The 21,392-nt window shown below is 62.7% G+C and carries 22 protein-coding genes; 10 read left to right on the top strand and 12 right to left on the bottom strand.

What is annotated here, in order from left to right:
• Positions 1 to 7 precede the first annotated feature (7 nt).
• From ACSQ3G_RS09075 to ACSQ3G_RS09050, 6 genes are all read right to left on the bottom strand, one after another.
• Positions 8 to 1,036: a zinc-binding dehydrogenase gene (locus tag ACSQ3G_RS09075; protein ID WP_105430290.1), complete on the bottom strand. Its 1,029-nt coding sequence runs from the start codon at positions 1,034 to 1,036 to the stop codon at positions 8 to 10.
• 59 nt (positions 1,037 to 1,095) lie between these two features.
• On the bottom strand, positions 1,096 to 2,382 hold the full coding sequence (locus ACSQ3G_RS09070; protein ID WP_436109780.1) for a beta-ketoacyl-ACP synthase: 1,287 nt from the start codon (positions 2,380 to 2,382) through the stop codon (positions 1,096 to 1,098).
• 11 nt (positions 2,383 to 2,393) lie between these two features.
• Complete coding sequence (locus tag ACSQ3G_RS09065; RefSeq protein ID WP_436109779.1) at positions 2,394 to 3,593, bottom strand: beta-ketoacyl-ACP synthase; 1,200 nt, start codon at positions 3,591 to 3,593, stop codon at positions 2,394 to 2,396.
• Between the two features lie 39 nt (positions 3,594 to 3,632).
• On the bottom strand, positions 3,633 to 4,106 hold the full coding sequence (locus ACSQ3G_RS09060; protein WP_037082199.1) for a 3-hydroxyacyl-ACP dehydratase FabZ family protein: 474 nt from the start codon (positions 4,104 to 4,106) through the stop codon (positions 3,633 to 3,635).
• Between the two features lie 31 nt (positions 4,107 to 4,137).
• The gene (locus ACSQ3G_RS09055) at positions 4,138 to 4,422 is read right to left on the bottom strand and encodes an acyl carrier protein (protein ID WP_092662234.1); all 285 of its coding nucleotides are present in this window, start codon (positions 4,420 to 4,422) and stop codon (positions 4,138 to 4,140) included.
• A 117-nt stretch (positions 4,423 to 4,539) separates the two neighbouring features.
• Complete coding sequence (locus tag ACSQ3G_RS09050; RefSeq protein WP_436109778.1) at positions 4,540 to 5,511, bottom strand: nucleoside hydrolase; 972 nt, start codon at positions 5,509 to 5,511, stop codon at positions 4,540 to 4,542.
• A gap of 178 nt (positions 5,512 to 5,689) precedes the next feature.
• On the opposite strand from ACSQ3G_RS09050, the gene ACSQ3G_RS09045 reads away from it, so the two are divergent.
• Positions 5,690 to 6,475: a TSUP family transporter gene (locus tag ACSQ3G_RS09045; RefSeq protein WP_436109777.1), complete on the top strand. Its 786-nt coding sequence runs from the start codon at positions 5,690 to 5,692 to the stop codon at positions 6,473 to 6,475.
• Here ACSQ3G_RS09045 and cobU read toward each other — a convergent pair.
• Positions 6,472 to 6,993, bottom strand: coding sequence for a bifunctional adenosylcobinamide kinase/adenosylcobinamide-phosphate guanylyltransferase (gene cobU, locus ACSQ3G_RS09040; RefSeq protein WP_436109776.1), 522 nt, complete (start codon positions 6,991 to 6,993; stop codon positions 6,472 to 6,474). The genes ACSQ3G_RS09045 and cobU overlap by 4 nt on opposite strands.
• Positions 6,994 to 7,736: 743 nt before the next feature.
• Here cobU and ACSQ3G_RS09035 point away from each other — a divergent pair.
• The 3 genes from ACSQ3G_RS09035 (at position 7,737) to ACSQ3G_RS09025 (ending at position 10,232) form a co-directional block, all read left to right on the top strand.
• Positions 7,737 to 8,732 (top strand): ABC transporter substrate-binding protein, encoded by a 996-nt coding sequence (locus ACSQ3G_RS09035; protein ID WP_436109775.1) that lies wholly within the window; start codon positions 7,737 to 7,739, stop codon positions 8,730 to 8,732.
• Positions 8,733 to 8,850: 118 nt separating this feature from the next.
• On the top strand, positions 8,851 to 9,864 hold the full coding sequence (gene bmt / locus ACSQ3G_RS09030; RefSeq protein ID WP_105403503.1) for a betaine--homocysteine S-methyltransferase: 1,014 nt from the start codon (positions 8,851 to 8,853) through the stop codon (positions 9,862 to 9,864).
• 23 nt (positions 9,865 to 9,887) lie between these two features.
• Positions 9,888 to 10,232 (top strand): hypothetical protein, encoded by a 345-nt coding sequence (locus ACSQ3G_RS09025; RefSeq protein ID WP_046666995.1) that lies wholly within the window; start codon positions 9,888 to 9,890, stop codon positions 10,230 to 10,232.
• A 7-nt stretch (positions 10,233 to 10,239) separates the two neighbouring features.
• Here ACSQ3G_RS09025 and ACSQ3G_RS09020 read toward each other — a convergent pair whose 3' ends face one another.
• From ACSQ3G_RS09020 to ACSQ3G_RS09005, 4 genes are all read right to left on the bottom strand, one after another.
• Positions 10,240 to 12,306: a vWA domain-containing protein gene (locus ACSQ3G_RS09020; protein WP_436109774.1), complete on the bottom strand. Its 2,067-nt coding sequence runs from the start codon at positions 12,304 to 12,306 to the stop codon at positions 10,240 to 10,242.
• The gene (locus tag ACSQ3G_RS09015; RefSeq protein ID WP_436109773.1) at positions 12,303 to 12,830 is read right to left on the bottom strand and encodes an RNA polymerase sigma factor; all 528 of its coding nucleotides are present in this window, start codon (positions 12,828 to 12,830) and stop codon (positions 12,303 to 12,305) included. Before ACSQ3G_RS09015 ends, ACSQ3G_RS09020 begins: the two co-directional genes overlap by 4 nt.
• Positions 12,831 to 12,914: 84 nt before the next feature.
• The gene (locus tag ACSQ3G_RS09010; RefSeq protein WP_436109772.1) at positions 12,915 to 13,592 is read right to left on the bottom strand and encodes a 4Fe-4S dicluster domain-containing protein; all 678 of its coding nucleotides are present in this window, start codon (positions 13,590 to 13,592) and stop codon (positions 12,915 to 12,917) included.
• Positions 13,593 to 13,693: 101 nt separating this feature from the next.
• On the bottom strand, positions 13,694 to 15,268 hold the full coding sequence (locus ACSQ3G_RS09005) for a trimethylamine methyltransferase family protein (RefSeq protein WP_436109771.1): 1,575 nt from the start codon (positions 15,266 to 15,268) through the stop codon (positions 13,694 to 13,696).
• Positions 15,269 to 15,532: 264 nt separating this feature from the next.
• Between ACSQ3G_RS09005 and ACSQ3G_RS09000 the strand changes: the two genes are divergently transcribed.
• Positions 15,533 to 16,234 (top strand): corrinoid protein, encoded by a 702-nt coding sequence (locus tag ACSQ3G_RS09000; protein WP_436109770.1) that lies wholly within the window; start codon positions 15,533 to 15,535, stop codon positions 16,232 to 16,234.
• Positions 16,235 to 16,264: 30 nt separating this feature from the next.
• Here the strand turns inward: ACSQ3G_RS09000 and ACSQ3G_RS08995 are convergent, their stop codons facing one another.
• Complete coding sequence (locus ACSQ3G_RS08995) at positions 16,265 to 16,423, bottom strand: entericidin domain-containing protein (RefSeq protein ID WP_105403498.1); 159 nt, start codon at positions 16,421 to 16,423, stop codon at positions 16,265 to 16,267.
• Between the two features lie 14 nt (positions 16,424 to 16,437).
• On the opposite strand from ACSQ3G_RS08995, the gene ACSQ3G_RS08990 reads away from it, so the two are divergent.
• From ACSQ3G_RS08990 to ACSQ3G_RS08970, 5 genes are all read left to right on the top strand, one after another.
• A complete protein-coding gene (locus ACSQ3G_RS08990; RefSeq protein ID WP_436109769.1) occupies positions 16,438 to 17,079 on the top strand; it encodes a DUF1638 domain-containing protein in 642 nt (213 codons plus the stop codon).
• 58 nt (positions 17,080 to 17,137) lie between these two features.
• A complete protein-coding gene (locus ACSQ3G_RS08985; protein WP_436109768.1) occupies positions 17,138 to 17,911 on the top strand; it encodes a formyl transferase in 774 nt (257 codons plus the stop codon).
• Between the two features lie 116 nt (positions 17,912 to 18,027).
• Complete coding sequence (locus ACSQ3G_RS08980; protein ID WP_046667157.1) at positions 18,028 to 18,330, top strand: virulence factor; 303 nt, start codon at positions 18,028 to 18,030, stop codon at positions 18,328 to 18,330.
• A gap of 51 nt (positions 18,331 to 18,381) precedes the next feature.
• Positions 18,382 to 19,344 carry a methyltetrahydrofolate cobalamin methyltransferase gene (locus tag ACSQ3G_RS08975; protein WP_436109767.1) on the top strand — a complete coding sequence of 321 codons (963 nt, stop codon included), beginning with the start codon at positions 18,382 to 18,384 and terminating at the stop codon, positions 19,342 to 19,344.
• Positions 19,345 to 19,355: 11 nt separating this feature from the next.
• Positions 19,356 to 21,392 (top strand): ASKHA domain-containing protein, encoded by a 2,037-nt coding sequence (locus ACSQ3G_RS08970; RefSeq protein WP_436109766.1) that lies wholly within the window; start codon positions 19,356 to 19,358, stop codon positions 21,390 to 21,392.

Below are 21,392 nucleotides of genomic sequence, written 5' to 3'. Positions count from 1 at the left end.
GGACGCCTCAGTCCATCCGGAGCACGATCTTGCCGAACACCTGGCGGGTTTCCATCCGCTCCAGCGCCTTGTCGATCTCGCCGAAGGTAACTTCCGTGTCGATCACCGGATGAACGATGCCCTGGGCCATCTTCTGCATGGCATTCGCCATGTTCTCCATGCGGCAGCCGAACGAGCCGAACAGCTTCAACTGCTGCTGGAACAGCATCATCAGGTTCATGTCGGTCGAGACGCCGGACGTGGAGCCGCAGGTGACGAGCCGCCCGCCGCGCTTCATGCAGAGCATCGAGCCTGCCCATGTGTCCTTGCCGACATGTTCGAAGACGACGTCGACGCCCTTCTTCTTGGTGAGCTTGCGCACGACGCCTTCAAACCGGTCGGTGCGGTAGTTGATGACGTGATCGGCGCCGAGCGCCTTGGCCCGTTCGATCTTGTCGTCCGAACCGACCGTGGTGATCACTGTGCAGCCGATCTTCTTGGCGAGCTGGATCGCCGCCGTGCCGATGCCCGAGCCGCCGGCATGGACAAGAATGGTTTCGCCCGGCTGCAGCTTGGCATTGTCGAACAGCATGTGCTCGACGGTCCCGAAGGTGACCGGTGCAAGTGCTGCGGCAACCGCATCGACGCCCGGAGGCGCAGGCACGAGAAGGCGGGCCGGCAGGTTGGCCTTTTCCTGCGCAAAGCCGTCAAGGTGGAAGCCGTGCACACCGGACACGTGTTCGCAGAGATTGTCGCGCTTCTCGCGGCAGGGCTTGCAGAGGCCGCAGGTGCGCGCGCCGTAGATCGACACGAGCTGGCCCGGCAGGACGTTCGAAACGCCCGGCCCGATCGCCTCGACGACGCCGGAGGCTTCCGCTCCGATCGTCAGCGGCATCTTGCGCTTGGCGAACGCCATGCCGCGCCAGCCCCAGACGTCGATATGGTTGAGCGCGACGGCCTTGACCCGCAGCGTTACCTCGCCTGGGCCGGGGGCCTCGGGCTCGGGAATGTCCACCGCTTCGAGCTTCCGGTCATCGATCAGTTGCAGAGCGCGCATAATAGGTCTTCCTTCGCCCGGAGGCGTCCCAATTCGTCAAACGTGATTGGCGACGGTCTCTAAGCCGGTTCCAGCGCCATGACAAGGCTGGCGTTCTGTCCGCCGAAGCCGAATGAGTTGGAAAGGACCGCTGTCGGCTGCCCGTCCCGCTTTTTGTTCGGCACGACATCGAGCACGATCGTCGGATCGGGGTTGGTGTAGTTGATGGTCGGCGGCAGCGTACCGGTCAGCATCGTCTGGATCGAGAAGACGGCTTCGACGGCGCCGGCCGCAGTCAACGTATGGCCGATCATCGACTTGTTGGAGGAAACCGGGATTTCCTTCAGCCGATCGCCGAAGACGGCGAGCATCGCGCCATATTCCATCTTGTCGTTTTCAGGCGTCGAGGTGCCGTGCGCATTGATATAGCCGATGCTGCCCTCATCCATGCCGGCGTCTGCCAGCGCCGCGCGGATCGTCGCAATCGCCGGGCCACCGTCCGGCGAGGAACGGGTGCGGTGGAAATGGTCGGCCTTTTCGCCGCAGCCCTTCATGATGCCAAGCACCTTGGCTCCGCGGGCGATTGCCGATTCGAGCGATTCGAGCACCAGCGTCGCCGCCCCTTCGGCGATGACGAACCCGTCGCGATCCTTGCTGAACGGCTTGGAAGCCTTTTCCGGCGGGTCGTTCTGGGTGGAGAGTGCGGAAAGGAGCGAGAAGCGGATCAGCGCCTCGGCGCTGACCGACCCATCGGTCGCAACCACCAGCGAGCGGTCGGTACGGCCCTGACGGATCGCTTCGACACCGAGCTGGATGGCGGTGACACCGGAGGCACAGGCCGTCGAGAGGGTCACGGGCAGGCCGCGCGTGCCGAACTTATCGGCGAGGCGTTCGGAGATCGACCCGAACTGCACGGCTTCGAGGAAGACCGGATCGGGACGTTCGCGCATGGCGGCGAGGAAACGGTCATAGGCGTCGCCTTCGGCCTTCGACGGCGGAGCGCGGTCGGCAAGCGCGAAACGATCGCTCCATTCCGGCTCGACCGGCGGCGCGGCAAGAAAGAGCGGTCCATCGAAATCGCCGGAAAGGCCCGATTGCGCTAGCGCCTCCGTGGTCGTCTCGCGGGCGAAAGCGAAGGAGCGTTCGACGGAATTTTCGGCAGGCACGGCGATGAAATCCACCGTGCCGGCGATCCGGGTCGACAGGCCCTCGGTCGGGAAGCGGGTAATCTTGTGGATGCCCGAAGTGCCCGATGTCAGCGCCGCCCAGTTATCGGCCAGCCCCTGGCCGAGCGAGGTAATGACGCCCATGCCGGTGATCGCGATGATCGGCCGGCCGAGATGATCCTTGAAGCGGTTGTCGCTCATCAAAATCTCCTTTACGCGGCCGAGAGGACTGCAAGGCCCTCGCCGCGCGTATAACCGACCGTCGTCACCACTGCGTGTTTGGCAGGCGCCGTCATCGGCTTTTCGTTCTGGGCATCGAATGTGGGAACTTTTGCCGCGCCATCCAAGGTCAATGCCGCAAGGGCCAGACCCAAGGGGAATTGCGCTTCCATGCCATGGCCGGTGACGCCGCCAAATCCGCGGATCGCAGCGCCCGGGAATTCGGTCTCCAGCAGCGTTTTCTCCCGCGTCGTGAGATCGACGACGCCGCTTGCACCTGAAAACACGACCGTATCGGCCTTGGAAAGGCCCGAGGCATGGCCAGCGAGACGGGCGAGACGTTTTTCGAGGCGGCCCTCGTCACGATTGCCGCGATCGCCTTCGATCGCATCGATGACAGCGTAGATATGGGCGCCCCGCGCCTGCGCATGGGCGCGCGATTCGAGCACCAGGAAGGCCCCGACGGTGCCCATGATCATGCCGCCGCCATTGTCGGCCGAGCGCGACCAGAGCGGATGCCAGCCGCCCGTCGCATGCGCGCGAATACCCTCGACAAGAAGGATGATGTCGGCGCGTTCGGCGACGAAGGCGCCGCCGACCAGACTGTGGGTAGATTGGCCGGCCTTGATGCGGTGGAAGGCGGTCTCGACGGCGGAAATGCCGGCCGCCTCTTCGCCCATGAAGGTGCGCGACGAACCGGTGACCTTGTGGACGATCGAGATATTGCCGGCGACCAGGTTGGAAAGCTGCGCCAGAAACAGCGTCGGGCGAAGCTCGGTCGTCAGCTTCTCGTTGAGCAGCATTTCGCGGTCGTTGCGCTTCAGCGCTTCGTCGACGATCAGCGAATCGACCTTGATGTCGCGCTCGCCGCCGCCGGCGGCCACGATCATGTCCATGGAAGCGCAGGCTTCCGCATCCGTCTTCAGGCCCGCGTCGTCGAGCGCAAGGCCTGCGGAAAACACGCCGAGCCGCTGCCAGTTCTCCATCTGGCGCTGGTCGCCACGCTTGGCGATCTGCGCAGACCAGTCGATCTCGGGCATCGGATGCACCGGATACGGCGCAAAACGATCGGTCTCGACTTTCGGGGCACCCGCTTCCGGCGCCGACAGGAGCTCGATATGCGGCTCCTTGCCCACGCCCTGGCTGGTGACGATCCCGATACCAGTGATCACGACATCATTGTCAGACTTCATAATGTCCTCTTTGACCCACCGGGTTGAACGGGCGGGCTTTTATGCGCTTGCGGCAATCGCATCCATCAGGCCGACCTCTTCCGCGCGCTTGCGGATGACCGGCGCCAGCGGGATTTCGCTGAACGGCATGGTGCGCAGTTTGAGCTGTGCATCGCAGACCTTCTTGCCGTTACACGTGATCTTTGCCTTGGTCACCGCGTAACCGGACCCCTCATGCTCCAGAAACGCCTCGATGTCGAGAACCGCGTCGGGCTCCACAAAGGCGCGCATCTTGGCACCGTCGACCGACATCAGGAACGGCATGGCGGCGAAATCGGTGGCGGCAAGCACCAGGAAACCGGAGGCCTGCGCCATGGTCTCGATCAGCAGCACGCCCGGCACCAGCGGCATTCCGGGAAAATGGCCTTCGAAGACAGGGCTTTTGGAAGGCACGACAGACCGCGCCTTCAACACTTTGGCCCCAAGATCGACCGCTTCGACGCGGTCGATCATCTGGAAATATTCGAGCAGCATGAGTTTGCCGGCCCGGGATGATCGGTGACGATCAGCCCTTGGCCGCCTTCAGCTCGTCGATCTTGGCACACAGGTTCTTCAGCACGAAGTACTCTTCGGTCGAAACCTTGCCCTCGTTGACTTCCTGGGTCCACTGTTCCAGCGGAATCTTGATCCCGAATTCCTTGTCGATTGCGAACACGATATCCAGGAAATCCAGGCTGTCGATGCCCAGGTCGTCGATCGTGTGGCTTTCCGGCGTGATCGTCTCGCGATCGATTTCGCTGGTCTCAGCGATGATGTCGGCAACTTTATCGAATGTAGCTGTCACGCCCATGTCCTTTGTCGAATATCAAAATCAAGGTTCCACATAGGGAAATCGATCACAAATGCCAATGGCTTCGTCTTCCCGCATGAAAATTTGCACCGGAACTGTTGCCTAAACAGCAATCGCCTAGGCGTCGGAGGCCCGGCTGTCGACCAGCGCAGCCCGGATCACCTCCAGAACCTCGCCCGATCGGACGTCGGTGCACACCCACTGGCTCGGCTGGCCGTCCCAGGCCGTGCCGACGAACTTGCGGCCGCTGTCGGGCGCCTGGATCGTTTCGCCGTCGGCAATGCCGCCGCAGACGACTCGCACCGCGCCGCTGCGGAGAATGAAGAGGTCCGGCCGTACCAGATAGACGCAGGCCGTGCTGTCATGCACCGCCATGCCGGCGATGCCGACTCGGCTCTTGTAGAACTCGATGTAATATTGCGACAGGTTGGATAGCAGCTGCACCGCCTTTTCGCCCGACTTGGCCATGTCGGCAAGATATTCCCCCGTCATGATCGTCTTCAGCGTCACGTCGAGCCCGACGATGGTGACCTTCCAGGGCGTGGTGAAGATGATGTCGGCGGCTTCCGGGTCGCCATGGATATTGGCTTCCGCTGCAGGCGTGACGTTGCCGTTCACATCGAAGGCGCCGCCCATGACGACGACTTCCTTGACGAGGCCGGCGAAATCCGGATCGGCCTGCAGCGCCAGCGCCAGGTTTGTCATGCGGCCGACGGCGATCAGCGTCACCTCGCCCGGATTGTCGCGGACGGTATCGATGATGAACTGGTAGGCGGGACGCGGATCGAGCGGCCAGTCTATCGTCTCAGGCAGGCCGATATTGCCGAGACCGTCCAGACCGTGCACGACGGAAGCGGCGCGATCGTCGCTTCGCAGCGGATCGATCGTCCTGTCGGCGCCTTTGGCGATGGGGGCTGAAATTCCCCATTCCTGATGCAGGAACTGCGCATTACGGGTGGTGAGATCGAGCGACACATTGCCGAAAACGGTCGTCACGCCGAGAAGATCGATTTCCGGGTGCCGGTGCAGAAAGAGCAGCGCCATCGCATCGTCAACGCCGGGGTCCGTATCGAAAATGACCTTGTGCATAAGCTTTTCCTCGTTCGGCTCTTCGAAAGCCGCGCACAATAACGCCAAACCGATGATGCGCAATCCCGGAAGCAACATGGCTGGGGTCCCGCTGGAGGCGGTTGCAGTCGCGACGGTTCGATGCGAGAAGCACGCCGCACCCGTCCGGATGCGCTTCCGCCGACAGAGTCTCCTTCCCTTGACCGACCTTGCATTCCAACTCCTCTTCCTGCTGTTTCTTGCTGCGATTTTTGCCGGTTTCGTCGATTCGATCGCCGGCGGTGGCGGGCTCATCACCATTCCGGTCATGCTGATCGCCGGCATCCCGCCGCTCGAATCGCTCGCCACCAACAAGCTGCAATCGCAGTTCGGATCGGCATCCGCGACGATCGCCTATGCGCGCCGTGGCCATGTGAACTTGAAAAGCCAGTTGCCGATGGCGGCGATGTCGCTGGTCGGCGGGGCCGTCGGCGCCGCGCTCGCGTCACTGGTGCCGGCGGGCTGGCTTGCCGCGGCAATCCCGTTCCTGTTGATCGCCATCGCGCTGTTCTTCGCCATCAAACCCAATCTCAACGATATCGACAGTCACCGTCGGGTGACGCCCTTCGTGTTCGGGGTGACGATCGTCCCGTTGGTCGGCCTGTATGACGGCATATTCGGGCCTGGCGCCGGCTCGTTCTACATGCTGGGTTTCGTGCTGCTCGCCGGCTTTGGCATGCTAAAGGCGACCGCCCATACCAAGCTCATCAATCTCGGCTCGAATTTCGGCTCGTTCCTGGTCTTTGCGGCAACCGGGTCCGTACTTTGGAAGATTGGCCTGATCATGGGCGTCGGCCAATTCCTCGGCGCCCAGGTCGGCTCACGGCTGGCGATGAAGAACGGCGCGAAACTGATCAAGCCGCTGCTCGTCATCTCTTGCCTGGCGCTCGCCCTGAAGCTGCTTGCCGACCCGACCCATCCCGTCCGCGTCTGGCTCGGCTTCTAGCCCTTCATCCTCAGCGGCAGACCGGCGGCGACGAAGAAGACCTCGTCGGCAGATGCCGCGATCCGCTGATGCAGCCTACCGGCATGGTCCCTGAACTCCCGCGCCATTCTGTTGTCCGGCACGATGCCGAGGCCGACCTCGTTGGAGACGACGATCAGTTTCGCCGAGAGGCTTTCGAACCGGCGCACGAATGCGGCGGCGGCAGTGTCAATATCGCGCTCGTCCATCATCAGGTTGGTGAGCCAGAGCGTCAGGCAATCGACAAGGATGACCCTCCCCAGCGCATCGATGTCGGTCAGGGTCTCCACCAGATCGAGCGGCACTTCATGCGTGGTCCAGCCATCTCCGCGATCGACACGATGCCGGGCGATGCGCTCGCGCATCTCGTCGTCGTAGGCACGACCGGTGGCAACGTAGTGCCGTTCCAGGCCGCTCTCCTTGGCAAGCCTTTCCGAAAACCCGGATTTGCCCGAGCGCGCGCCGCCGAGGACAAGGGTGACGTGACCGGTGCGTGTCATGGAGAAAATGGCCTGAACCAGAGGGGACCGGACGATTCGTAGACAGGAGGCGTCCGGCCCTGTTGGTGATGATGTCTCTGGATTCGCATTACGGTCAAATGGTGCAGCTATATACGCGAAGTGTCAACCAACACCCGCTTTGCCGTCGCTCGACTTCGTCGCCGCAGGCAGCCACGGCTGGCCGCGTCCGGCCAGCCGATTTCGGCCACAAATCCGCACATTTGGCAAAGGAGGCCGTGGCCCCGTATTTGACAATCGCGAATTCGACAACGATCGGAAGATGAAGTGTCCGCGGGCCAACAAAACGGGGCCTGCCATCGGACGGCAAGGGCGACCGGTACGCACTACCTGATCCGGCGCCAAGCGCGAGCTAACCGCCCGCATGAAAAGCAATAACGCGACATTCTTACCGGATGGTTAGTGAACTCCGTAAGTCGCGCGTTTTTCTCAATTTTCTGTTCTTTCCGCAAAAATGACGACGTGAATAACGGCGGCTGCTGGAAAAAGGCCCAGCCTGACACGACACTGTTTCGCGCTCGCGGGTCTGCGAATGTTGATTTCTGAGGAGGAAGACGTACCGTGATTTGAACTGACATAATAAATGCACAGTATCCGTGGAAAGCTGTCGCAGATGCGAACGAGACCTATACTCTCATCGGCCTGCTCGGACTGAATCCAACAGTGTGCACCACCTCGCGCTCGATTGAAGTGAACAGTGAAAGGAAAGACCGGGAGGTCCCAAAATGAAAAAAATCCTCGCTTCCATGGTCTTCGCCGGCGGTCTCTATGCTTTTGCAGGTTCGGCACAAGCTGATTGTGGTTCGGTCTCGATCGCCGAAATGAACTGGGCTTCGGCCGGCATTGCGGCCAATCTCGACAAGATCATCCTCGAACAAGGTTTCGGCTGCACGGTCCAGCTCGTCCCGGGCGACACGCTTCCGACCTTCACTTCCATGAACGAAAGAGGCCAGCCGGATCTGGCACCGGAGTTCTGGATCAACTCGGTGCGCACCACACTCGACAAGGCCGTTGCCGAGGGCCGCATGATCGTCGGCGCGGAGATCCTCTCCGACGGGGCCGTCGAAGGCTGGTGGATCCCGAAATTCCTCGCCGACGCCCATCCCGATATCAAGACCGTGCAGCAGGCACTGATGCATCCGGATCTTTTCCCGGCACAGCAGAAGCCCGGAAGGGGTGCCATCTATAACTGCCCGTCCGGCTGGAGCTGCCAGGTTTCGACCGCCAACCTTTTCCGGGCGCTTGGCGCCGAGGAAAAGAAGTTCGATCTGATCGATACCGGCACTGCCGCCGGCCTTGACGGTTCGATCACCAACGCCTTCGAGAAAAAGACCGGCTGGCTCGGCTACTACTGGGCGCCGACCGCCTTCCTCGGCAAATACGAGATGGTGAAGCTTTCCTTCAACGTCCCGCACGACAAGGCCGATTGGGACGCCTGCACCGCCGTGCCGAACTGCCCGAACCCGAAGGTCAACTCCTATCCGACCTCCCAGGCCTTCACTCTGGTCACCAAACAGTTCGCCCAGAAGGCCGAGGTGGCGATGGACTATATCAAGAGGCGCAAGTGGACCAACACGACGGTCAACAGCGTGCTCGCCTGGCAGGAAGCGAACAAGAGCACCAACGAAGCTGCCGCCAAACATTTCCTGCAAAGCAGTCCGGACATCTGGACCAAGTGGGTCGCTCCCGACGTCGCCGACAAGATCAAGGCAGCGCTCTGACGCAATTGTTTGAACCGGCGCTGCTGAAGCCGCCGGCGTCGCGAAGAGGCATGTGGCTGCGAGTTGCAATCATATAAAGGTTTCTTTATATGATATTTCCATTGCAAGGAGCGCCGCCATGCCGACCGCCAACGCACTGACCGAACTTCTGGCCGAAAAGGGCGTGCTGCTGGCCGATGGCGCGACCGGCACCAATCTCTTCGCCATGGGCCTCGAAGCCGGCGAAGCGCCGGAACTGTGGAACGAGGCCGCGCCCGAAAAGATCGAGAAGCTGCATCAGGATTTCGTCGATGCGGGCGCCGACATCATCCTCACCAATTCCTTCGGCGGCACGCGCCAACGGCTGAAGCTGCACAAGGCGGAAGGCCGGGTGCACGAACTCAACCGGCTTGCGGCCGAGATTGCCCGCAAGGTGGCAGACGGAGCGGGCCGCAAGGTCATCGTCGCGGGTTCGGTCGGACCGACCGGCGAATTGTTCGTTCCGCTCGGAGCCCTGACCTACGAGGATGCGGTCGCCGCCTTCGCGGAACAGATCGAGGGCCTGAAGGCCGGCGGCGCCGATATCGCCTGGATCGAGACGATGTCCGCGCCGGAAGAAATCCGCGCGGCGGCCGAAGCTGCCGTCAGGGCCGGGTTGCCCTATACCTACACCGGCTCTTTCGACACGGCCGGCAGGACGATGATGGGCCTCGATCCCAAGCAGATCCACGGCGTGGCGAAGGATGTCGGCGAAGGCCCGGTCGCGGCCGGTGCCAATTGCGGCGTCGGCGCCTCCGATATCCTGTCGAGCCTGCTCGACATCACCGCCGCCGATCCTGACGCCGTCACCATCGTCAAGGGCAATTGCGGCATTCCGGAATTTCGCGGCGCCGAGATCTTCTATTCGGGCACGCCGCCGCTGATGGCCGAATATGCAAGGCTTGCCCGCGATGCCGGCGCAAAGATCATCGGCGGATGCTGCGGCACGTCCTGCGAACATCTGGCCGCCATGCGCGCCGCACTCGACGATTACACCCCTCGGCCGCGACCGACGATCGAGGAAATCGTCGACAAGATCGGCCCGCTGCGCAATAAGACAGCCAGTGAATCGGGCGGAGATTCCGGCCGGGAAAGACGCCGCCGCCGCGGCTGACCGTTGGGTTTGAGGACACAGACATGGCAAACATATCCCCCATCGGCAGCCGGGAAACGGTAGCGGAGAGCCTTTCCACCTTCTCGGCCGAAAATCAGTCCTGGCTGATGCTGTTGATGGACAATCCGACGTCCGACGACCTGCTGCTCGATGGTTTGCACCTCTACCTGCATAATGCGTCGGAAGCGAAGTTCCTGAATTCGCTGAAGCTGCAGAAATGCGGCGAGTGGATCGGCGACATCGCCCCTGCCCGGCTGCAGATCCGGCTGATGGAAGCAGCAAAATCCAGCCAGCACCCGGCCTATTCGGCGTTTCGCGACGGGCTCGCCCGCTCCGGTGGGCTGGAGCGGGCATACCCCAAGGTTTGAGTGCCGTCTAACGACGGTCCAGGGTCTCGGCGAGCCGCATCAGGTCGAGGAACCCGCTCCGATATCCGAACGCATCCCCGCCGCGGGCATTGCGCGCCATGTCGAGGATCAAGCGGTAGGGATAGGCATCGAGGGCATCGGTGCCGCGCAGTTTCTGACCGAAGGCGGCGACGGCCGTGGCGAAACGCACATCCTGAGGTGCCGCCGAGAAGTCGCGCACCGCATTCATCTCCGTCACCGGAGTGGTGATCAGCTTGCTGGTGTCGCCATCCGGCTGCTTGTAACGGATTTTGACGAAGGCCATTTCACCGGAGACCGGGATGGGCGCCGACGCGGCGGCCGGGCCGTAACGGAGCGGGTCGTTGAGCGCCGAGGCACTGCCTTTCGGCGTCACCTCGTAGATCGCCGTCACCGCATGACCAGAGCCGATATCGCCGGCATCCGCCCGGTCGTTGTTGAAATCCTCACGCTTCAGTGCCCGGGTCTCGTAACCGACCAGACGATATTCGCCGATCTGTTGCGGATTGAACTCCACCTGGATCTTGACGTCCTTGGCGATCGGGAAAAGCGTCGAGCCGGCCTCGTCGACAAGCGCCTTCTGCGCCTCGGCGAGCGTATCGATATAGGCGGCAGTACCATTGCCGTTCTGCGCGAGCGTCTGCATCAGGCTGTCGTTGAGATTGCCCTTTCCGAAACCGAGAACCGACAGGAAGATGCCGTCCTTGCGGCGCTGCTCGATGATCCGCTTGAGCTCTTCGTCGCTCGAAACACCCACGTTGAAATCGCCGTCGGTCGCCAGCATCACCCGGTTGACGCCGCCCTGGATGAAGGCCAGGCGGGCAAGGCGATAGGCCGCATCGATGCCTTCCGCGCCGGCCGTCGAGCCGCCGGGCCGCAGATTGTCGATTGCGGCGAGAATCTTGTCCCGCTCACGGGCAGACGTCGGCTCAAGCACCGTCCCGGCATTGCCTGCATAGGTGACGATCGAGACCTTGTCCTCCGGCTTCAGCTTGCCGACCAGCAGGCGGAAGGCGCTTTTCAGGAGCGGCAGCCTGTCCGGCGCGTTCATCGAGCCTGAGACATCGATCAGGAAAACGAGATTGGCGGCAGGCTGCGCGGCCGGCGCGGTCTCGAAGCCCTTGATCGCCACATGCATCAGCCGCGTGCCGCTATTCCACGGCGTCGGCGTGACGGTGACGGTGGTGCGAAACGGTTCGTCGACCGTCTGCGGCCGTGGCCAGTCATAGGGGAAATAATTGATCATCTCCTCGACACGCACGCTGTCGGGATCAGGCAGATGTCCCTCCAGCAGCGAGCGTCGGACGAAGGCGTAGGACGCGGTATCGACGTCGACGGAGAAGGTCGAGACAGGATCGGTTGCGACGCTCTTTACCGGATTGGTGTCCGCATTGGCGAAACGGTCGCGGCTTTCTTCAAGCGGCGGCAGGATTTCGCGCTCGGTTGGCGCATAACGGGGAGCGGCGGCCAATGGTACCGCGCGCTCAGCCATGACCGGCGGCGGTGCCATGGGAGCGGGCGCCGCGCTTCGCTTGGCCGCGCCGCCACTTGCGTCCTGCCTGTTCAGTAGATGGGCGACGTCCGACGCACTGAAATCGCTCTGCCTCGGTGGTTCGGCCGACTGTACGGCATCAGCCTTTCGTTCGGCCTCCTGTTGCAGCGGCTCAGCCGGCTTGGCGACTGGCGGCACCGGAACTCTTTCCACAGTGGGCTTCGGCGCGTCCAGGACTTGCGGCAGGGCGACCTGGCCTGAAGTTGGCAGGTTTCCCCGCGTCAGTTCGAATGTCAGCAGTGCGGCTGTGGGAATGATCAGCATCGTCGCAAGCGCAGAGCCGGCGAGATAACGGTGTTGGGTGACCATGCGAGTGCTCCAGATCCGATTGAGAACGGAGCTTTGACGCTGCCACCAGGAACTTCCTTTGCCACGTGCGGCATTTTTTTCCGTCTCGTCGAACGCCTGCATGGCGGCGGCAAGCGCACGGGCGCGTGCCGCATCGGAAGCGCGGGGCGCCGGCGCAAGGTTGCCGAGCTGGTCGAATTCGTCCGTCATGGTCAAACCGCCTCCTTCTTCAGAAGGTCCTTCAATCGTTTGCGAGCCTCGTGCAGATGCCAGGAGACCGTGTTTTCGCTGCAGTCGAGAACACCCGCCGCAGCTGCATGTGAGAGCCCTTCGCCATGAACCAGCAGGACCGCATCCCGCTGTTTTTCCGGCAGGCGGCGCACCGCGGCCCACAGCCAGTTGCCGCGATCGTCTTCCTCCGGCTCCAGGTGCGAAAAGAAGATCGGGTCGTTTGCAAGCCGGTCCTGGTCCCGTCGCCGGCGAGAGGACTGGCGCTGATGGTCGCGCACCGCGTTCAGTGTCAGCGTGTAGAGCCAGGTGCGGAACGCCGACTGTCCCTTGAAGCTGCGGATCGCCTTGCCCAGGCGGATGCAGACGTCCTGGGCGATGTCTTCCGCATCGCTTTGCGAGCCGCACCAGCGCCAGGCGACGGCATGAATGAAATCGTAATGCGCCGCGACGAGCGCTGAAAACGCATTGCGGTCGCCCTGGCATGCCTTATCGAGGATTTCCGCGCTCACTTATCCGCCTGCTTTTCCGTCGCTTGAGAGCTTAGACGTTTCGCTCCGGAAATTCCTTGGGTACCCAGGAAAAACTTTTTTCGCTCACCGCACCAGCGCTTCCATATGGAACCGGAGCTGCCCCAGCGGGTAGCGATATTGTACACCCACCGGACAGGAATTACGGGCAACGCAGCCGGAGACCATGCAGGTCACCTTGCTTGCATCGCTTGCAAGATAGGCGCTGCATCGGGGAATGTCGAAGCCCGACAGGCTGACCGCATTGACGGGACAGGCCGACAGGCAGGGCTTTTCGGCGCAGCTCTCGCAAGGATGCTTGGCCTCACCCGGCGAACTCTCTATAGCGAAAGGAAAACCCAGAGCGCCGCGATAACCGTGCCAGAGCCCGAACTGCGGATGGATGAGGATACCGAGCGGCGACGACTTCAGACCTTCGGCCCTCATCGCCCATTGCTGGAACGGCTGCCAGGGCGGATCGGACGGGAAATAGGCACCGGCTCCGAGCTGCTCGGCGAGCGGCCGGATCAGGGACTTCGACCACGTATCGAGGGGATCGGGACCGTCATGGTCTTTTCGCCATTCCGTGAACGACGGCCAGATCGAACCGCCGACATTGCCGAGCAATACGACGGACCTGGCAAGTGCGCCGTCACCCAGCAACGGCCCCTCGCCCGTTCCGAAATTCACCACCCCGCGGATCAGGATGCCGTGGGGTTCGAGCCCCGCGGCAATCTCGTCGAGAACTGGTGAAGGCGGCCTCACCGAGGCCCCTGGTATTTGTAGTGAGGGCGCCAAACCCCTTCCTGGACGAAATCGGCGACCAGCCTGGCACCGCCTTGCTCCCTGGCGGCATCGGGCTCTCTTCAGGTGAAGGCGTCGGGCATCGAATCCTTGCGGTCCTTGATGAACGCCAGCAACGCCTCGTCGATCGCAGGATCGAGCGGCGGTGCTTCGTAGCTGTCGAGCCAAGAGCGGCAGAGCGCGTTGGCGCGCTGCTCGATCCGCTTCTCGCCCTCGATCTCCCACTGTTCGAAGGAATTGTTATCCATCAGCGCCGAACGGTAGAAGGCCGTCTGGAAATGCGCCTGGGTATGGGCGCAGCCGAGATAATGGCTGCCGGGGCCGACTTCGCGGATCGCGTCCAGCGCCTGGCCTTCTTCGGACAAATCGACACCCTGCGCCATCTTCTGCATCATGCCGAGCTGATCCTGGTCGATCATGAATTTCTCGTAGGACGACACCAGGCCGCCTTCCAGCCAGCCGGCGGCATGCAGCACGAAGTTTGTGCCGGCGAGCAGCGTCGTGTTCAGCGTATTGGCCGATTCGTGCGCCGCCTGGGCATCGGGCACTTTCGAGCCGCAGAGCGAACCGCCTGTGCGGAACGGCAGGCCGAGGCGGCGGGCAAGCTGGGCCGCACCGTAAGAGACCAGCGACGGCTCCGGGGTCCCGAAGGTCGGCGCACCGGACTGCATCGAGATCGAGGCCGCGAACGTACCGAACAGCACCGGCGAACCCTTGCGGATCAGCTGCGTCAGCGCAGCACCGGCCAGCACCTCGGCAAGGATCTGCGTCAGCGTGCCGGTCACCGTTACCGGGCTCATGGCGCCTGAGAGAATGAACGGCGACACGACCGAGGCCTGGTTATGCCGCGCATAGACCTTCAGTGCGCCGAGCATGGTCCCGTCGAACACCATCGGAGAGTTCGCGTTGATGAGGTTCAGGGTAACGCAATTGTTCTCGACGAACTCGTCGCCGAAGACCAGCTTCGCCATGGCGACGGTGTCTTCGGCGCGTTCCGGCGCGGTGACCGATCCCATGAACGGCTTGTCGGAATATTTGATATGGCTGTAGATCATATCGAGATGCCGCTTGTTGACCGGCACGTCGACCGGCTCGCAGACCGTGCCGCCCGACGAATGCATCGACGGCGCCATGTAGGCGAGCTTCACGAAATTGCGGAAATCCTCGATCGTCGCGTAACGGCGCTTGCCGTCGAGGTCGCGCACGAAGGGAGGTCCGTAGACCGGCGCGAACACGGTCGCCTTGCCGCCGATATGGACATTGCGCTCCGGGTTGCGGGCATGCCAGGTGAATTCGCTCGGTGCGGTCTTCAGGAGTTCGCGGCAGAGGCCCTTGGGGAAATGCACCCGGTGGCCCCGGACGTCGGCACCCGCCTGCGCCCAGAGTTCGAGCGCTTCCTCGTCTTCGCGGAATTCGATGCCGATCTCTTCGAGGATGAGATCCGCATTGCGCTCGATGAGAGCAAGGCCCTCCTCGTCGAGCACCTCATAGACACCGATCTTGCGGGTGATATAGGGCAAGGAGAGGCCGGGACCGTGGCCTGCGCGGGCTGCGCGGCGGCCTGCCGCTCCCCGCTCGCCGCGGCCGCGTCTGGCCCCGCTGCCTGCCGGTTCCGTCTCTGGGGTCAAATCGTCCATGATGTTCCTCGCCTCCGCTTTGAAAAGCGCCTCAAGCCTTTTTGATGCGCCATGCTAGGCTCAAGCGCAAGCCGAGCCCCGCCTTTCTGCGTCACGGGTTTGTACAGGACAGACATCACGCGGCGATCTTCCGTCGTTTTTCCGACGCGCCGCTGTCGCATACGAAAGAAATTGCCAAGCAAATTAAAGGTACAGATAGTCGGGACGGTAAACGTCTGATTTGCCGGCCTTCGAACCGGCCCCTCGAACGAAGGGAAGCATTGCATGTCCGACGACGAAATCATCCTGGCGGAACTTTCAGACGAGGAACTCGTGCAGCAGATGCACGACGATCTTTACGACGGCTTGAAGGAGGAGATCGAGGAGGCGACCAACATCCTGCTCGCCCGCGGCTGGACGCCCTATGACGTCCTCACCAAGGCCCTGGTCGAGGGCATGCGCATCGTCGGCATCGACTTCCGCGACGGCATTCTTTTCGTGCCGGAAGTGCTGCTCTCGGCGAGTGCCATGAAGGCGGGCATGTTCATCCTGCGGCCGCTTCTGGTCGAGACCGGCGCTCCCAAACTCGGCAAGATGGTGATCGGCACCGTCAAGGGCGACATCCACGACATCGGCAAGAACCTCGTCGGCATGATGATGGAGGGAGCGGGCTTCGACGTGGTCGATCTTGGCATCAACAACCCCGTCGAGAACTATCTCGATGCGATTGAGCGGGAGCAGCCGGATATTCTCGGAATGTCGGCGCTTTTGACTACGACCATGCCCTATATGAAGGTCGTCATCGATACGCTGAAGGAAAAGGGTATGCGCGACGACTATATCGTGCTTGTCGGCGGCGCGCCGCTCAACGAGGAATTCGGCAAGGCGGTCGGCGCCGATGCCTATTGCCGCGATGCGGCGGTCGCTGTCGAAACGGCAAAGGAATACATCCGCCGCAAGCACAACAGCCTTGCCGCCGGCGGCTGAGGCGCCGAACGGCTTGCTGACGGCGACGCCTTAGCGCGCAGCGCGATCGACCCGGCGTCCCGCATCCTGCGTGGCATTGACGGTATTGGCCGCATCCTGGCCCATGCCGCGAATGGTATTGCCGCAGGAAGTGAGAGAAACCATCGTCGCGAAAAGAGCGGCGATCACCGTGACTGTCTTGGCCGTCATGTTAGAATACTCCGATGGAGAGAGATGAAATCGTGGCGGAAATGGAATTTCCGGCAAAGGAACGCTCAACTCGCGAAAAGGTTCACGTGATCGCGTGCGGAGCGATCGCGCGGGAAATCCTCGCGGTTTCCAGGCAGCAAGGCCTCGGTCACATCGATCTCAACTGCCTGCCGGCGATCTGGCACGCCTATCCGCAGAAGATCGTTCCGGGTCTCGAAAAAGCCGTCGCCGAGGCGCGGGAAGCGGGTTTCGAAAAGATCTTTTTCGCCTATGCGGATTGCGGTACCGGCGGCGACATCGACCGTCTCTGCGCGCGCGAGGGTATCGCCCGCATCGAGGGCCCGCACTGTTATTCCTTCTTCGCCGGAAACGACGCTTTTGCCGCGAAAGCAGACGAAGACCTGTTCTCGTTCTTCCTGACCGACTTCCTCGCCCGCCAGTTCGAGGCCTTCGTCATCGAACCGCTCGGCCTCGACCGCCACCCGCAGCTGAAGGACATGTATTTCGGCAACTACCGAAAACTCGTCTATTTGAGCCAGGAGGAAGACAAGGTCCTTCAGGAAAAGGCGCGCGGGGCCGCCGATTATCTCGGCCTGGAATACGAATACCGCTTCACCGGCTACGGCGACCTCACGCAGGCGTTACGCTCGGTTTAACCGTTTCTTCGGGCCTTCGACGGAAGAGTGCGGCCCTGCGCTTTTTGCGGAGGGATCGATGCAGGACGGGAATTCTCGGATCGTGGTGATGACGTCAGGCGGGGTGAACCCGCAGGTGATGATCAACGCATTGGCAAAACATTTTCCCGACCTGCATGTCGTCGAGGAACAGCCGGAATCGAAGGGCACGCTTTTGAAACGCCGCGCCCGGCGGTTCGGCTGGTTCACAGCGCTTGGCCAACTGGCGACGATGATCGCGTCGAGGCTCACCAAGAGTGTTGCGGCAAGACGATCCGCCGAGATCATCCGCGACTATGGCCATTCCGCCGAACCGAACCCGGCGATCCCCGTGACTCACGTGCCATCGCTCAACGATCCGGCCTGTCACGCAGCGGTGACAGCCCTGAAGCCGGCTGCGATCTTCACCATATCCTGCCGCATCCTGTCGCCGGAGACTCTTGCCGCTGTCCCCTGCCCGGTCATCAACTTCCACGCCGGGATCAACCCGATGTATCGCGGCCAGATGGGCGGTTACTGGTCGCGCGTCGAAGGCGACGAGAAGAACTTTGGCGCCACCGTGCATCTGGTCGACAAGGGCATCGATACCGGCGGGACGCTCTACGAGAAGCGGGTGGAGCCGGCGGGCTCGGATTCGCTCGCCACCTATCCGCTGCTGATGACCGCCTTTTCCGTCGATATCAGCGTCCGCGCACTTCAGGATGCCATCGACGGAACGCTGAAGCCGTACCAGCCGGAAGGCCCCTCCGCACTGCGTTTTCCACCGCCGATCTGGACCTGGCTCTATCACGGGCTGACCCGGAAGATCTGGTAACGGCATCCCGCAAGGCAATCCCATCGCCGCGTCGTATTTTGCTGGGTGCGACGTCGTCGCAAGCGCAGTCTTGTCGCCCGCACCCGTGCATGCTGCACCTCAACACGGAGGAATTCATGGCCGACCGCATCGTCGTCTTCTGGCGGGATATTCCGGCGCAGGTGATCATCAAGAAGGGCCGCCAGACCGCCAAGCGGGAACTGTCGCTGCGCTTCACCGAGGCGATCGACATGTGCGCGATGCGCAGCGGCGCCGCCGGTACCGACGACTATCTCGCAGAATGGCGCAAGGCCGAACCGATCGCCGTTTCCGACGATCTTGAAGCCGAAGCCGACAGGGCGGCGGCCGAACTCGAGGCAGCCTATGACAGGGAAAAACTCGTCGCGCTGGTGAAGACCGGCGGCCGCGAAACCGCCTGACGTTCAGACATCACATCGTTTCTGCGCCGCATCGCGCGCCTGGAGGAAGAAATGACCCGCACCATCGTCGCATCCGCAACCCGGGAGATCGTGATCGGCTTCGACCAGCCCTTTTGCGTGATCGGCGAACGCATCAACCCGACGGGCCGCAAGAAGCTCGCGGCCGAGATGATCGAGGGCAATTTCGACACGGTCATCAGGGACGCGCTGGAACAGGTGGCGGCGGGTGCCACCATGCTCGACGTCAATGCCGGGGTCACCTCGGTCAATCCCAACGAGACCGAACCTGGCCTGCTCGTCCGGACGCTGGAGATCGTCCAGAGCCTCGTCGACGTGCCGCTGTCGATCGACAGTTCGGTGACAGCCGCAATCGAAGCAGCGCTGAAAGTCGCCAAAGGCCGGCCACTGGTCAATTCGGTGACCGGCGAGGAGGAAAAGCTCGAGGCCATCCTGCCGCTCTGCAAGAAATACGACGTACCGGTGGTAGCGATCTCCAACGACGAGACCGGCATTTCGATGGATCCGGACGTCCGATTCGCGGTCGCCAAGAAGATCGTCGAACGGGCCGCCGACTACGGCATCAAGCCGCATGACATCGTCGTCGATCCGCTGGTCATGCCGATCGGCGCATTGGGCGATGCCGGACGCCAGGTCTTCGCGCTACTGTATCGCCTGCGCAACGAACTCAAGGTCAACACGACCTGCGGGCTTTCCAACATTTCCTTCGGCCTGCCGCATCGCCATGGCATCAATGCCGGCTTCATCCCGATGGTGATCGGCGCCGGAATGACGTCGGCGATCATGAACCCCTGCCGGCCGCAGGAAATGGAAGCGGTGCGCGCCGCCAACGTCCTGAACGGCACGGATCAGAATTGCGGTAACTGGATCATGACCTATCGGGACTATAAGCCGGTCGAAGGCGGTGGAACTGCTGCGACGGCAGCACCTTCGGCTGCCAGCGGCCGACGTGGCGGCCGGGCCGCACGGGCTGGTGCCGGAGCGCGGACGGAGTAAGTACAGGTATCATGGCGGATATTTCCAAGAGAGATCCCCTCGTCCTCTTCATGCCGTCCGGCAAGCGCGGCCGGTTTCCGGTCGGCACGCCGGTGCTCGATGCCGCGCGCCAGCTCGGCGTCTACGTGGAGAGCGTCTGCGGCGGGCGGGCGACCTGCGGGCGCTGCCAGGTCTCGGTCCAGGAAGGACATTTCGCCAAGCACGGCATTACCTCGGCGAACGACCACCTGTCACCGATCGGCCCGAAGGAGGAGCGCTACGACCGCGTGCGGGGGCTTCCCGAGGGACGCCGCCTCTCCTGCTCGACCCAGATCCTCGGCGATCTCGTCGTCGACGTGCCGCAGGATACGGTGATCAATGCGCAGGTGGTCCGCAAGGCCGCCGACGAACGCGTCTTCGACCGCAATCCGGCGATCCGCATGTGTTATGTCGAGGTGGAAGAGCCCGACATGGAAAAACCGCTCGGCGATCTCGACCGCCTGAAGGCGGCGCTTGCCGCCGAGTGGCATTTCGACGATCTGGATGTCGATTTCCATCTGATTCCGAAAGTGCAGCAGATCCTGCGCAAGGGCGAATGGAAGGTCACGGCGGCAATTCACAAGGACCGGGACGACGACCGCGCCCGGCTCGTCGCGCTCTATCCCGGCCTGAAGAACGAGGCCTACGGGATTGCCTGCGATATCGGCTCGACGACGATCGCCATGCATCTGTCGTCGCTGCTGTCGGGCCGCACCGTGGCGTCAGCGGGCACGTCGAACCCGCAGATCCGCTTCGGCGAGGATCTGATGAGCCGCGTTTCCTATGTGATGATGAACCCGGACGGGCGCGAGGCGATGACGTTAGCCGTGCGCGAGGCGCTAAACGGGTTGATCGACAGGGTCTGCACCGACGGCGGCGTGTCCCGCACCGACATTCTCGACAGCGTCTTCGTCGGCAATCCGATCATGCACCATCTGTTCCTCGGGATCGATCCCACAGAACTTGGCGGAGCCCCCTTTGCGCTTGCCGTTTCCGGAGCGGTAAAGGTCAGATCCTCCGAGATCGGCCTGCCGATGAACGACGGCACCCGCACCTATCTCCTGCCCTGCATTGCCGGCCATGTCGGTGCCGATGCCGCGGCGGCAACCCTGTCGGAAGGTCCGCACCGGCAGGAGGAGATGATGCTGCTGGTCGACATCGGCACCAATGCGGAAATCGTGCTCGGAAATTCGACCCGTGTCGTCGCGGCCTCCTCGCCGACCGGTCCGGCCTTCGAAGGTGCCGAAATCTCGTCGGGCCAGCGGGCAGCACCCGGCGCCATCGAGCGGATCCGCATCGACGCCGAAACCCTTGAGCCGCGCTTCCGGGTGATCGGCGTCGAGCCCTGGTCGGACGAGCCGGGTTTTGCCGATGCCGCCGCTGCGACCGGCATCACCGGCATCTGCGGCTCTGCGATCATCGAAGTGATTGCCGAAATGTATCTCGCCGGATTGATCTCGGAAGACGGCGTGGTGGACGGCGCGATGACGGAGCGCAGCCCGCGCATCCTCCAGAACGGCCGGACCTTCTCCTATCTCGTGCATGACGGCGAGCAACGCATCACCGTGACCCAGAACGACGTGCGCGCCATCCAGCTCGCCAAGGCGGCGCTTTATGCCGGCGTCAAGCTGTTGATGGACAAGCAGGGCGTCGACCATGTCGACCGCATCGGGCTTGCCGGCGCCTTCGGCACGTTCATCGATCCGAAATACGCGATGGTGCTGGGCCTCATCCCGGATTGCGATCTGGCCCGCGTCAAATCGGTCGGCAATGCCGCCGGCACGGGCGCGCGGATGTGCCTGCTGAACCGAGGCTACCGCCGGGAGATCGAGGAAACCGTGCGCAGGATCGAGAAGATCGAAACAGCCCTGGAGCCGAAATTCCAGGAGCATTTCGTCTATGCCATGGCCCTGCCGAACAAGGTCGATGCCTTCCCGCACCTGGCGGCAGTCATCACCCTGCCGGAGCGAAAGGCACCAGCCGAGGCTTCGGGAGAAGGCGGCCGCAGACGTCGCCGCGGCCGCGAGTAG

Origin of the sequence: Neorhizobium tomejilense (assembly GCF_964254135.1) — a bacterium.
GTDB classification, from domain to species: Bacteria; Pseudomonadota; Alphaproteobacteria; order Rhizobiales; family Rhizobiaceae; genus Neorhizobium; species Neorhizobium tomejilense.
The sequence above is the reverse complement of the archived record's forward strand: the minus strand, read 5'-3'. Positions and strand labels throughout refer to the sequence as shown.